Annotated in this window: 10 protein-coding genes; 4 read left to right on the plus strand and 6 right to left on the minus strand. The window is 58.9% G+C overall.

Translation table 11 applies throughout. The features are described 5' to 3' along the window. Positions 1-21: 21 nt before the first annotated feature. From ASF69_RS15375 to ASF69_RS15390, 4 genes are all read right to left on the minus strand, one after another. Complete coding sequence (locus tag ASF69_RS15375) at positions 22-972, minus strand: ABC transporter permease (RefSeq protein ID WP_062588955.1); 951 nt, start codon at positions 970-972, stop codon at positions 22-24. Next, positions 969-1913, minus strand: a complete 945-nt coding sequence (locus ASF69_RS15380) for an ABC transporter permease (protein ID WP_062588957.1) — start codon at positions 1911-1913, stop codon at positions 969-971. The genes ASF69_RS15375 and ASF69_RS15380 overlap by 4 nt, the downstream gene beginning before the upstream one ends. Further along, a complete protein-coding gene (locus ASF69_RS15385; RefSeq protein ID WP_062588958.1) occupies positions 1910-3367 on the minus strand; it encodes a sugar ABC transporter ATP-binding protein in 1458 nt (485 codons plus the stop codon). Before ASF69_RS15385 ends, ASF69_RS15380 begins: the two co-directional genes overlap by 4 nt. Positions 3368-3468: 101 nt before the next feature. Continuing rightward, positions 3469-4485, minus strand: coding sequence for an ABC transporter substrate-binding protein (locus tag ASF69_RS15390; RefSeq protein WP_062588959.1), 1017 nt, complete (start codon positions 4483-4485; stop codon positions 3469-3471). Positions 4486-4754: 269 nt separating this feature from the next. Here ASF69_RS15390 and ASF69_RS15395 point away from each other — a divergent pair, with 269 nt between their 5' ends. After that, a complete protein-coding gene (locus tag ASF69_RS15395) occupies positions 4755-5984 on the plus strand; it encodes a GAF domain-containing sensor histidine kinase (RefSeq protein ID WP_062588960.1) in 1230 nt (409 codons plus the stop codon). Continuing rightward, entirely contained in the window at positions 5981-6703 is a 723-nt protein-coding gene (locus ASF69_RS15400) for a response regulator transcription factor (RefSeq protein WP_062588961.1), read from the plus strand. The genes ASF69_RS15395 and ASF69_RS15400 overlap by 4 nt, the downstream gene beginning before the upstream one ends. Positions 6704-6715: 12 nt before the next feature. Here the strand turns inward: ASF69_RS15400 and ASF69_RS15405 are convergent, their stop codons facing one another. Then, a complete protein-coding gene (locus tag ASF69_RS15405) occupies positions 6716-7789 on the minus strand; it encodes a histidine kinase dimerization/phosphoacceptor domain -containing protein (protein ID WP_062588962.1) in 1074 nt (357 codons plus the stop codon). 349 nt (positions 7790-8138) lie between these two features. Here ASF69_RS15405 and ASF69_RS15410 point away from each other — a divergent pair, with 349 nt between their 5' ends. Further along, the gene (locus ASF69_RS15410) at positions 8139-9638 is read left to right on the plus strand and encodes an ATPase domain-containing protein (RefSeq protein ID WP_062588964.1); all 1500 of its coding nucleotides are present in this window, start codon (positions 8139-8141) and stop codon (positions 9636-9638) included. 112 nt (positions 9639-9750) lie between these two features. Continuing rightward, positions 9751-11685: an ATP-binding protein gene (locus ASF69_RS15415; protein WP_244475493.1), complete on the plus strand. Its 1935-nt coding sequence runs from the start codon at positions 9751-9753 to the stop codon at positions 11683-11685. A 9-nt stretch (positions 11686-11694) separates the two neighbouring features. Here ASF69_RS15415 and ASF69_RS15420 read toward each other — a convergent pair whose 3' ends face one another. Further along, positions 11695-12360, minus strand: a complete 666-nt coding sequence (locus tag ASF69_RS15420) for a GntR family transcriptional regulator (RefSeq protein WP_062588966.1) — start codon at positions 12358-12360, stop codon at positions 11695-11697. Positions 12361-12615 lie beyond the last annotated feature (255 nt).

The raw sequence follows: 12615 nt of genomic DNA on the forward strand, positions 1-12615 counted from the left end.
GTTGTTGTGATTTCATGTTGTTCAACGCGCCGATCCGGCGGGTCGGCTGGCGGCAACGATGACACTGATGATGATGAGACCCGTCATGATCAGCCGCACGCCGGCACCGAACCCGTAGGTATTCAGCATCGACACAACCAGGAACATGAACAACGAGGCACCCCAGATGCCGGGCACATTGGAGTTTCCGCCCGCCACCGCCGACCCGCCGATAACGACGACCGCAATCGACATGAGCAGATATTCCGCGCCCATGTTGAGGGCGGCACCGCCGGAAAAGCTGGCCAGAAAGTAACCGCAGACGGAGGCAAGGACGGCACAAAGGACATAGGTGGCCAACCGGCAACCATTCACGGCAATTCCGGCCATGCGGGCTGCAAAGGCGTTCTGTCCGATGGCAGAAATCCAGCGCCCGAACATCGATCTGTCCAGCAGCCACCAGACGCAAAGCGACATGAGAAGCGCAACGATGGCCGTGTTGGGCACCCCGAAACTTGTGCCTGTGCTGAAGGAGGCGAGCGCTTCAGGCGGTTTGACCCGCAGGCCGCGATTGTACCAGATGGCCGAGGACTGCACGAGAAAGCTCATCGACAGGGTGGCGATGATGGGCGGTATGCGCAGATATTTGATCAGGCCATAATTGAGAATGCCGATGGCAAGGCCAATCGTAACAGAGACCAGAAGGCCGAGCAGGATCATGTTGTCCTGCCCATCCATGACCTTCAACGCCACCGTGCCCGATAGCGTGATCGTTGCCGGAACGGAAAGATCGACATTACCCGGCCCGAGCGTAATGACCAGCATCTGCCCCAGACCGACGATGACGGAGAAAGCGGCAAAGGTGAGCGTGGCCTGCGAAAGGCTGGCCGTGCTGGCGCCGCCGGTAAAGAGAATGGTCACGAGCCACGTTGCGAGGGCTGCAACGAAGGACCACAGCCAGGGCTTCCGGGAAAGCTTTGCCAGGCGGTTCATAGCGTCTTCTCCTGCCGTCCGCGGCGATTGATGACAAGGCGCAAGGCCAGCACGATGATGAGGATGGCGCCCTGCGCGCCGATCTGCCAATCCGGTGAAATGCGCAGAAAGGACAGGAAGGACCCGGCGAGGGTCAGCGTTAGCGCGCCGATGACGGCACCAACCGGCGAGACTTTGCCACCAACAAACTCACCACCACCGAGGATGACGCCCGCAATCGACAGCAAGGTGTAGCGAAGGGCGATGTTGGCATCCGCCGAGGTCGTCAACCCCACAAGGGCCATGCCGGCAGCAACGGCGAAAACGGCAGCGGTGGCATATGTGGCACCTTTCAGCGCCAGCACGGACCAGCCCGCGCGGGCAACGGACCGGCTGTTGCCACCGACGCCGCGAAGCAAGACGCCGAATGTGCTGCGCATGATCAGCAGATGGGAGACGACAGCAATCACCACGCTGGCGACAATGGCCATGGGCACCACGGGCGGCTTTGAAATCAACACGGCGCGAAGCCATGCCGGTGCCTCGCCGCCGGGTGCTGGCAGGATCAGCACCGCGAGACCACCCCAGACGAAACTCATGCCGAGCGTGACGACAATCGAGGGCAGATCGCGCAGGGTGATGATAACGCCGAGAAGTGTATAGACCCCGACAGCGCAGGCCAGAATGAAGCAGGCAAAGACCGGTTGCTGCGGCATGTAGACCGCAGTCACGCAGGCGGTAAAGCTGACGAAGGTGCCCATGGACAGATCAAGATCGTTCACCGCCATGATGATCATCTGCGCGATGGTGGCCAGCGCGATCGGAACCGCCAGGTTGAACAGCAGATTAAGCCCGTTATAGCTCATGGCGCGCGGCTGCATGTAGAACACGGCACACAGCAGCACCAAAAGCGACAAGGCTGGAATGAGGATCGGCAGAAAATTGTTCAGCGGGTTTTTCATGCGGCCTCTCCCGCAAAGGAAGCGGCAAGGATATTGTCCTCGGTAATGCTGTCGCCCTCCAGTTCCGACACGATGACGCCATCGCGGAACACATAGACCCGGTCGCAGAGCCGTACCTCATCCATTTCCGTCGAGTACCAGATGAAGGTTCGCCCGGCAGCGGCCTCGCGGCGCAATGTGGCATAGACCTCCTGCTTGGTGCCGATATCCACACCGCGCATGGGATCGTCCATCAGAACGATGGCGGCATCGCCCGCCAGCGCGCGGGCAAACAGGACCTTTTGCTGATTGCCGCCCGACAGTGACAGGATGGGGTTGGTCATATCTGGTGTGCGAATGCCCATGCGCTGCTTCCAGTCCTCGCCATAGGCCGTTTCGGCGCTGCGGTTGACGGCCGCACGGCGGGAAAGGGCGGGGAGATTGCCGATGGTGAGGTTTCGCAGGATGCTCCAGAGCGGGAAGGTGCCGTTCAGCGCCCTGTCTCCCGCAACGAAGGCCATGGGTTTGCTGGCCGAGGGAAACCATTTGCTGCTGCTTTCCGCAAACAGATCAAGCAGCGTCGCGGTTTGTCCGTGCCCGCCCAGACCGGCCAGGCCGATGATTTCGCCTTTGCGGGCGTAGAAGGGAATGGTGGAACCCGCGACGGCGGGAACGTCAATGACCTTTGTGCCGCTGACGTCGACGGAGGTAGCGTTGCGCGTGCTTTCCTTGACCACGCTGCCCATGGCCTCCACAAGGCTGCGGACGGTGAAATCCTGCGACGGCCGTGAGGTCACAACACGCCCGTCCTTCATGACGACGATGCGGCTGGAGGTGGAGAGAATTTCGCCCAATATGTGGGAAATCAACAGCACCGCCCCGCCCCTGCCGACAAAGCGGCGTACATGAGCCATCAACTGCCCTGCAAGCTGAGCATCCAGGGACGATGTCGGTTCATCCAGAATGACGAGTTTCGGATCTTCGGTAACGCTGAGAAAATTGATGGCAATCTCTACCATCTGCCGTTCCGCTATGGAGAGCGAGCCGACAGTTGCGAGGCAATCGATGCCGTGGCCGGGAAAGATCTCGTTGAGCGAGGAGCGGATAAGGGTTGCAGCACGACTGCGCCAACCAAGCCCTGAGAGCCCGCCATGCATCAGACGGGTGTTCTCGACCACCGTGAGGTTGGGGCAAAGCGACAGTTCCTGAAACACGCAGCGCACGCCGTGCGCGCGGGCCGTGGCAATGCCACCGCCCTCATCTCCTTCATAGACGATCTGGCCGTGATGCGGAGACAATCCACCATTGATGACATTAACGATGGTCGACTTGCCCGCACCATTATGACCGACAAGCCCCACCGCTTCTCCGGGGCGAATTTCAAAATCGACGCCATCAAGCGCCTTGACCGCACCGAATTCGACGCGGACCTGGCGGACCGACACCACCGCCCCGGTTTCTGACATATCCGTCATTCCACGCTGCCGTCTCTTGTGTAAGGGATTTCAAGTCCATGATGCATCACCCGGCAAAGCGTGCCGGGTGAAACGTTCAACACCTGCCGTGCGGTGCCCGCCTACTTGGCGGAGGAAATGACGGCCTTGGCGTCTTCCAGCGAATATTCGACATTGGCCACGCCACCCTTCTGGGTCGTTGCAAGGCTCTTTTCGAGACTGGCCTGATCGATGCTGAGGAATGGTACTGTCAGATCCTTCTTGACCTCCTGGCCATCCAGAATCTGCTGCGCCACCCAGAAGGCGAGCGTCGAGACACCGGGCGCGATGGAAACCGACATGGTTTCATAGCCGCTGGCATCCTTCTGCTTCTTCCACCATTGCAACTCGTCTTCGCGGTTGCCCATGATGATGGTTGGCGTCGGGCGCTTGGCGGCTTCAAAAGCCTGCGCCGCACCATAGCCATCGCCACCCTGGGTCACGACAGCTGCGATTTCCGGGAGGCTCGGCAACAGACCGGCGACGGCACGCTGAGCCACATCCTGTGCCCAGTCTCCATGCACGGAGCCGACGATCTTGAACTGCGGGAACTGCTTGACGCCCTCATGGATGCCGGCGGAAATCTCGTCATCGACAAAAACCCCGGCCAGGCCGCGGATTTCCAGCAGATTGCCGCCCTTGGGCATTTTCTTGGAAAGATACTCGACCTGGCTGCGGCCCATTTCCTTGAAGTTGACGGCGATGCGCCATGCGCAGGGCTCGGTCACGATACCATCGAAGGACACGACCGTGATGCCTGCATCACAGGCTTCCTTGATGGCGCCGTTGAGCGCGGTCGGCGATGCGGCGTTGACGACAATCGCATCATAGCCCTGCAGGATCATGTTCTGGATCTGCGCCGCCTGTTCGGTCGCCTGATTTTCGGCCGTGGTGAAGGGATCGGCAGCCGCAACGACGCCGGACTTGACGGCATCCTTGGTCACTTTGTCCCAGCTGGTCAGCATGGCCTGACGCCAGGAATTTCCGGCATAATTATTTGAAAGCGCAATCTTCTTGGCCGACGTTTCCGCGACAGCCGTAGATGCAACAGTGCTCAGCATGGCGGCAGCGGTTGCCGCTAGAATGAATTTCATGGTCATGTCTCTCTCCCTGGGTGCCAGTCCCGCCGGCTTCTTCCGGTGCCGCTCCTCAACGACGTCAGTTCCGGAAGTTTTTTCTCTGGAGCGTTCCTCCAGCGGCAATGATGATGCTCGAATTCCCAGATGCTGTACAGACACATCTGGGCCACGCAGCTGCGGGTTCTAGCAGATCAGTTGCGGTTTCCCGCAAGACATGGAACCTGTGATAAGGAATGAATAGAGACGATACGCAATGTCCGGGAGGGATGGCGCGTATCCGGGAGGAGACCATGATTGAGGACGCTGCGGCTTCTTCGTTTCGCCAGTACCTGACCATTGCCAGGCTGCTGGCAGGGCAGCTGGATTTCCAGTCGGCCATTCGTACCGTTGCGCAGGAAATCGCGCAGATCATTCCGCATGACCACATGGATGTCTGCATCATCGCGCCGGGCAGCACCTTTCACACCGCCTATGAAAGCGGGCTGGAAACCGACTGGAGCAAAAGACCGCCGGCGCTGATCGAAAACAGTCCGTTGCGGGCGCTGCTGGAAGGCCAGACGGACAGTTTCATTACCGCCGATGCATCGCTCGATCCACGGTTTCATTTCGAGGGCTCGTTCTGCGATCCGATCCACGAACACGGTCTCAAGAGCCGCCTGCATGTTGCCTTGAAAGTCCATGGCGAGACCATTGGCGCGTTGTCCTTCTCCAGCCTGACGGTCGATCATTATGGGCCGCGCGATCTTGCCCGCGCGCAATCCATCGGCGATCTTCTGGCCCCCTATTTCTATGCCATCAGGGCTGCCGAGCAGGCCAAGCAATCGGCCATTGTGGAGGCCGCAGCCCGTGTGCGCGAGGAGGCGCTGCGGCAGGGCGCGGCGCGCCTGACCGAACTTCTAGAGGCGGAGCGACAGCGGATCGGAATGGATCTGCATGACCAGACGCTCGGCGATCTGACCCGCTTTGCCAAACGTCTGGAACGGCTCAGCCTTCTGCCATCCGTGCCCGGTCAGGATCTGAAGCCGCTATTTCGCAGCCTGCAACAATCGATGCAGGATCTTCGTCAGATCATCGAACAGGCTCGACCTTCGGTCCTGCAGCTTTTCGGACTTGTCGATGCCATCGAAAACCATCTCGAACGGTCGATCCGTGACAGCGGCCTGTCCATGACCTGGGGCCTGAAGGACGGCTCCGACGGCGAGAGCGGCAGGCTGCCGGCCAATGTCGCCATTGCACTTTTCCGCATCGCTCAGGAAGCCATCAACAACGCCATTCGCCACTCTCAGGCGGACCACATAGCGGTTGCCCTGACGCGCAACGACGACGCGCTGACGCTGGCCATATCCGACAACGGCATTGGCATCGGCGGCGGTAAGACCGAGACGAACATTGGCAGCGGACTTGAGAACATGCGTGTGCGCGCGCGGCTGATAGGAGCGCGCTTTTTCTGTGGTGGCAGGAACGGAAAAACCTATGTGCGTGTGACGCTGCCCATTGCGCAGGAGGAGATAGCCCCATGAAGGTTCTCATCGTGGAGGACGATCCGCTTCATCGTTCTTATCTCAACGAAGCGGTCAGGGCAGCGCTGCCGGAATGCGACCTCGTTCTGGAGGCTGGCGACGGGACGGCGGGCGAAAAGCTCGCCCGTGACCACCATTTCGAGTGGATCGTCATGGACCTCCAGATGAGCCCTCGAAACGGCATTGAGGCCGCACGGACAATCTGGCGCGAGCGCCCGCAGACGCGCATTCTTTTCTGGTCCAATTATGCCGACGAGGCCAATGTGCGCGGCATTGCACGCATCGTGCCCGATAATGCCGCCTATGGATATGTGCTGAAATCGGCCTCCGACGAGAGGCTTCGCCTGGCGTTGCGATCCATCTTCATCGAGGCGCAATGTGTCATCGACAGCGAAATCCGAGGTATGCAGCAAAAGAGCCTTGGCCATCTGCAGGGTTTCAGCGAAACCGAATATGAAGTGCTGATCGACATCGCACTCGGACTGACCGACCGCATCATCGCGCGACGCCGCAACCTCTCACTCAGGAGTGTGCAGAATCGCCTGCAGCAAATCTACGAAAAGCTCGGTGTCTATGAGCGGTCGGAAGCGGGCAAGGAACCGCGCTACAATTTCAGATCGCGCGCCGTCACCGAAGCAATGCTGCGCAAACTGCTCAATCAGGTGACGCTGGAACGTGCCGAACTTGATCTGCAGGACTGGCTGCGACGGCACGCCTGAAGGCGCGGAACCTCATTCATCCACCGCATCGCTGCGCTTGAAGGAAATCGTTACGGTCATTCCCTTGCCCGGCTCAGACTCCACTGTAATCTCGGCATTGGCGTTTCGTTTGACCGATTCCACGATCATGGCGCTGAGCTTGCCGCGTCTTGGCCAGTCCGAGGCTTCGGCAAGACCTATGCCGTCATCGGTAACAAGGATCTTGCAGCCGGTATCGTCCACAACACAGCGAACGGCGATCAAACCGCTGTCGCGCCCGACGAAGGCGTGTTTCAGGGCATTTGTCATGAGCTCATTGATCACGAGGCCAACCGGCATGGCGACGTTGACCGAGACCGGCCAGGTATCGATCTTGAGATCGAGACGAATACCCTCGACGGCATGGGCCGCCATGACCGAAGACGCAATCTGGCTCACATAAATGCCGAGATCGACTGTCTCTGTTTCCTGGCCGCTATAGAGGGACCGATAAAGGATAGAGAGCGCATCGATCCGTCCTGCCAACCGGCCGAACTGAATGCTTTCTTCCTTGCCCTGTGCGTTGCGGGCTTCCATGCGGATGAGCGCCGTGATCATCTGGAGATTGTTCTTCACCCGATGCTGCAGCTCTTTGAGGAGAACATCCTTTTCCGCGAGGCTTTCACTGAGCGCTGCCGTGACATCGGATCTTTCGCGCGAGGACATGGCCAGAAGGCGAAAAAGCGGCTCTTCGGATTCATCGACGATCGTATTGGACCAGGCATCCACGACGAGGGTAGCCTCATCGGTCTGAATGGTGAACGCACCTAGATATTCCTCGTTCTCCAAAAGTGCAGCGGCCAGTTCCGGACCATCGGCAAGCGGGGTGCCCACAGGCAGCACCGACCATGGCTGGCCCTGCAGCTGCTCCGAAGGCAATGCCGTCAACCGCTCGAATTCGAGATTTCCATAGACGATCTGCTCACTGTCGCCAAATTCGGCTACAGCCACCGCAAAGGGGACATGGTCGAGAAATTGCCGAAAACGATCATCATCCAGCGCGGCTGCAAGATTGGGAAGATCGGCGATATTGGCAGGGCTTGGCTGGTCTTTTGAAATGTCATTCATCTGTGAAAATGCTTTCCTGATCAGCCCTCCATAGCACGCCGCAAGCCCGACACACACTGGTTTTTTTGGGACCGGAACCGCAAGAGCGAAAGCATCGATTCATCAGGTCGCAACCGGCAACTGAAAGATGTGGCAGAGCACTTGAAACCGCGGGACTGCGTGCTCACTTTCCAAGAAAGCAGTCAGCCCGACACCTGCCACAGTTGTGAAAGATACTTGCTAAATGTCAAATTTGTGGTTTGCGAACACAACGCTCGCAACAATCCATCTCATCGTTTAGTTATATACAATATGTGCCCGTTATCTCCAGTATCGGGCTCTAGCCTTAAGCGTTAATCCAGGAAGAAATATGCGAGATATCTTGAGTAAAGCAACCACCGGCGTCGAAGGGCTCGATGATATCCTGTCGGGCGGGCTGTCCCGCCGCCACGTCTTTCTGCTGGAGGGCTCTCCTGGAACTGGCAAGACGACGATCTCTCTTCAGTTTTTGATCGAAGGTGCGATGCGGGGCGAGAAGTGCCTCTACATCAGCCTTTCGGAGTCGGAAGAGGAGCTGCGCGACAGCGCCGCGTCGCACAATATGGTTCTCAATGAGAACATCGAAATCTTCGAGCTGGTGCCGCCCGAAAGCCTTCTTGACAGCGACCAGCAACAAAGCCTTCTCTACTCCTCCGATCTCGAGCTGGGGGAAACCACCAAGCTCATCTTCAGTGCATTCGAACGGGTGAAGCCCGACCGCGTCGTGATAGACAGCCTTTCGGAAATCCGGCTGCTGGCCCAGAGCTCGCTGCGCTATCGCCGTCAGATCCTCGCCCTGAAGCATTATTTTTCGAGATCCGGGGCTACCGTCCTCCTGCTGGACGATCTGACAGCCGATGTGCTCGACAAGACGGTCCACAGCGTCGTCCACGGCGTTATTCATCTGGAGGAACTTTCGCCCAATTATGGCTCGGAGCGCCGCAGGGTCCGCATTCTCAAATACCGTGGACAGGCCTATCGTGGTGGTTACCATGACTTCGTCATTCGCACGGGCGGCGTTGCGGTCTTCCCGAGATTGAGGGCGATTGAACACAAGACATCTTTCAAGCGCGATATTTTAAGCACCGGTATCGAAAGACTGGACGGGCTCTTAGGCGGAGGCATCAATCGCGGATCCAGCACCCTGTTGATCGGCCCGGCAGGAACCGGCAAGAGCATCTTTGGCTTTCAGTTCATCGATGCCGCCATCAAGCGCGGCGAGAAGGCAGCCGTCTTCGTTTTCGACGAAGAACTTGGCCTTCTTTTCGACCGTATGCGCGAGATCGGCATCGATCTACAGAAACTGCGCGACGAGGCCTTGCTCCACATCGAACAGCTTGACGCAGCCGAGCTGTCGCCGGGCGAATTTGCGCAGCGTGTACGCGAAAGAGTTGCGACCTACGATGCGAAATCCGTGCTGATTGACAGCGTCAATGGCTACCAGGCATCCATGCCGGAAGAAAACGCTTTGATCCTCCATATGCATGAGTTGCTGCAATTCCTGAACCGCCAGGGGGCCAATACCTTCCTGACAGTTGCCCAGCACGGACTGGTCGGCGACATGAAATCGCCTGTGGACGTGACCTACCTGGCCGACACGGTGATTCTGTTGCGCTATTTCGAAGCGGCCGGACGGGTCAGACGCGCCGTCTCCGTGATCAAGAAGCGCACCGGGCACCATGAGGACACCATTCGCGAATATAAGATCGACGATCGCGGCCTGACGCTCGGAGAACCCGTTTCCGGCTTTCAGGGCGTGCTGCGCGGTGTGCCGGTGTTGACAGAGCCACCTGGACTTGCGCTCTCGGACAGGAGTTCGGAAAATTTTTGAACCCGGACACCAAGCTATCGTCTACGCGCCCACAGGCCGGGATTACCAGATCGCCGCCGCCCTTCTAAAAGAAGCGCAGATAGCATCCAGACCTGTTGAAACGCTCGCCGAGATGGTTGGGAGCCTCAACGACGACGTTGCCTTCGTCGTCGTGATGGAGGAAACCTTGCGTTCAGCCGATCTGCGCTCGCTTTCGGGATGGGTCAGTGCGCAGGCCGCATGGTCGGACCTTCCCTTTATCGTGCTCACCCATCGCGGCGGCGGCCCGGAGCGAAATCCCGCGGCATTGCGCCTTTCGGAAATTCTTGGAAATGTGAGCTTCGTGGAGCGACCATTCCACGCGACGACCTTCATCAGCGCGTCGCGCACGGCTTATAGAAACCGTCTGCGGCAATTCGATGCGCGCCTGCAGATAGAGGCTCTGGCCGACGGGGAACGATGGTTGCAGACAGCATTGAACGCTGGTCGTCTGGGCTCCTGGGAGCTCGAGCTTGCTTCGAAGACATTGATCTGTTCGGCACGATGCAAGGCAATATTCGGTTATGAACATGACGATCGCTTTGACTACGATCTGCTTATTGCCGGTGTCCACCCCGATGACCGGGCGCGAATGCAGGCGGCCATTCAGGACACGATCGACAGCGGCCGGGAATGTGCGATTGAACACCGGATTGTCTGGAAAGACGGTTCGTTGCACTGGGCCGCAATCAACGCCAAGCTCTACCGCGACAGACAGGGCGTCGCGGTCAAGATGGTAGGCGTTTGTGCTGACATTACGGAACGAATGGAGGTGCTGGAGAAACAGCGCCTGATCAACGAGACGCTGGAGTTGAGGGTCGCCGAGCGAACGGCGGAATTGCTGAAGGCCCATGAGACCATGATGGCGGAAATGGAACATCGCCAGCGCGCTGAAGAACAGCTACGCCAGGCATTGAAGATGGAAGCAATCGGCCAGTTGACCGGGGGTGTCGCGCATGATTTCAACAATCTGCTGATGGCGGTCATGGGCAACCTGGAGCTCTTGGCCAAACATGCCGCGGGCGATGACAGGGCAATGCGGCTGATCGATGGTGCGCTGAAAGGCGCCAAGCGCGGTGCATCGCTGACCCAGCGTCTTCTGGCCTTTGCCCGGCGTCAGGACCTGCAGGTCAAGCCGGTGGACATGCCAAGACTCGTAGAAGGTATGGAAGATCTGCTGCGGCGGTCCGTGGGCTCCGGACTGGTGCTGGATTGGTCTTTGGAGGCCGATATGCCCCTGGCACTTGGCGATGCAAACCAGATCGAACTGGCGCTCCTCAATCTCGTCGTCAATGCCCGCGACGCAACGCCGGATGGTGGCACGATTTCCATTGGGCTGCGAAGAGACAGCAATGCGCGTACAACGCCAGAGCTGGCCGCGGGCGACTATGTCGTGCTGTCGGTTTCAGACACGGGTGTCGGCATGGACCCGGAAACGCTGAGAAAGGCAATAGATCCGTTTTTCTCGACCAAGGAATTGGGCAAGGGCACCGGCCTTGGCCTGTCGATGATCCACGGACTTGCTCTCCAGCTGAAAGGCGCGCTGGTTCTGCGCAGCGTGAAAGGCGACGGCACGACCGCTGAACTCTGGATCCCGATCAGTGACAAAATGCCGGAGCAGTCTCACGTGGTGGCTGCAGCGCCGCTGCCTGACAATTCAAGCGACAAGCGCCTGAAAATCCTGATGGTCGATGACGATGCGCTGATTGCGATGAGTTCCGTCGACATGCTGGAAGATCTCGGACACGATGTGATCGAGGCGAATTCCGGTATGCAGGCGCTCGATATTCTGTCGCAGGATCCGACATTCGACCTGCTCGTCACCGATTTTTCCATGCCCGGAATGAATGGCGCCGAGCTGTCGCGAAAGGCGCGGGAGTTGCTGCCCGGCTTGCCGATTCTGATCGCCACCGGTTATGCCGACTTGCCCGAAGGCACCGATCTTGAGATCACCCGGCTGGGCAAGCCATACACGCAGGACCAACTGGCCAGCGAAATCGCCAAGGTGTTGAGCTCCAACACCGTGTAAACGGCAACGCTATTCTGCCGCAAGGTCGCCTGTGGCCCGCATGAAGCGGGCCAGCGCAACCCCGGCATTGAGCATATGTTCGCGCATCATCAGGCTTGCCTGTGCGGCATCGCCCTGCATCATCGCCCGGATGATGGCGTCGTGTTCGTTGTTGGACGAATGCAGGCGCTGCGCATAGCGTAACTGGGTGCGCCTGAAGGGCAGCAGACGACCGCGAAGCCGCATCAGTTCCTCGAACAGAAAATCATTATGGGCACTGCGATAGAGCAGTTCGTGGAAAGCAAGATTGAGCTCATCATATTGCTCGAAGTTTTCCTCACGGGCGGCAACCGAGGCCCTCTGGTGAATGTCGAGCAGTTCGGCACGCTCCACCCCTGTGATGCGGTGTGTGGCGAGGCCTACGCACATGGCCTCGATCTCCGCTGTGACTTCAAACATCTGCATGAGGCGCGGCAAGGTCAGGGGCAGGACGAAGGCCCCTTTGCGCGGCCGTATTTCCACCAACCCGCTGGCTTCGAGCTGCCGAAGGGCTTCTCGAACCGGGGTGCGAGAGGCCGAAAACCGGGTGCTCAGCGTCCCCTCGTCCAGAACCGAACCGGGGCGGATTGTACCGGTTGAAATCTCATCCGACAGCACGACGCGAATATGCTCACTGATCGAACTTCCGGTGGTCATCGGGCTCTCCTCGCTTTCAGAATATCCGTGATACCAAGACAATGCGCCTTGGTGTCACGCGAGGTTCAGTATCATCGTTGAAGCGACGGCTAAAGTTCCAAATCCGCCTGTCACGCGGCTTCTTGCCTGTTCTGCCTGTTTTCGATGAGGTCATCGACGACGGCTGGGTCGGCGAGGGTCGAGGTATCGCCGAGCGCGCCGAAGTCGTCCTCGGCGATCTTGCGCAGAATGCGGCGCATGATCTTGCCCGAGCGG

Source organism: Rhizobium sp. Leaf311 (assembly GCF_001423445.1).
GTDB lineage: Bacteria > Pseudomonadota > Alphaproteobacteria > Rhizobiales > Rhizobiaceae > Agrobacterium.

What these genes read in the sequence shown, in the direction of transcription:
- ASF69_RS15410 (WP_062588964.1), top strand. Translation starts at nt 8,139, where the DNA reads ATGCGAGATATCTTGAGTAAAGCAACCACCGGCGTCGAAGGGCTCGAT.
- ASF69_RS15400 (WP_062588961.1), top strand. Translation starts at nt 5,981, where the DNA reads ATGAAGGTTCTCATCGTGGAGGACGATCCGCTTCATCGTTCTTATCTC.
- ASF69_RS15395 (WP_062588960.1), top strand. Translation starts at nt 4,755, where the DNA reads ATGATTGAGGACGCTGCGGCTTCTTCGTTTCGCCAGTACCTGACCATT.
- ASF69_RS15380 (WP_062588957.1), bottom strand. Translation starts at nt 1,913, where the DNA reads ATGAAAAACCCGCTGAACAATTTTCTGCCGATCCTCATTCCAGCCTTG.
- ASF69_RS15390 (WP_062588959.1), bottom strand. Translation starts at nt 4,485, where the DNA reads ATGACCATGAAATTCATTCTAGCGGCAACCGCTGCCGCCATGCTGAGC.
- ASF69_RS15385 (WP_062588958.1), bottom strand. Translation starts at nt 3,367, where the DNA reads ATGACGGATATGTCAGAAACCGGGGCGGTGGTGTCGGTCCGCCAGGTC.
- ASF69_RS15405 (WP_062588962.1), bottom strand. Translation starts at nt 7,789, where the DNA reads ATGAATGACATTTCAAAAGACCAGCCAAGCCCTGCCAATATCGCCGAT.
- ASF69_RS15415 (WP_244475493.1), top strand. Translation starts at nt 9,751, where the DNA reads ATGGTTGGGAGCCTCAACGACGACGTTGCCTTCGTCGTCGTGATGGAG.
- ASF69_RS15420 (WP_062588966.1), bottom strand. Translation starts at nt 12,360, where the DNA reads ATGACCACCGGAAGTTCGATCAGTGAGCATATTCGCGTCGTGCTGTCG.
- ASF69_RS15375 (WP_062588955.1), bottom strand. Translation starts at nt 972, where the DNA reads ATGAACCGCCTGGCAAAGCTTTCCCGGAAGCCCTGGCTGTGGTCCTTC.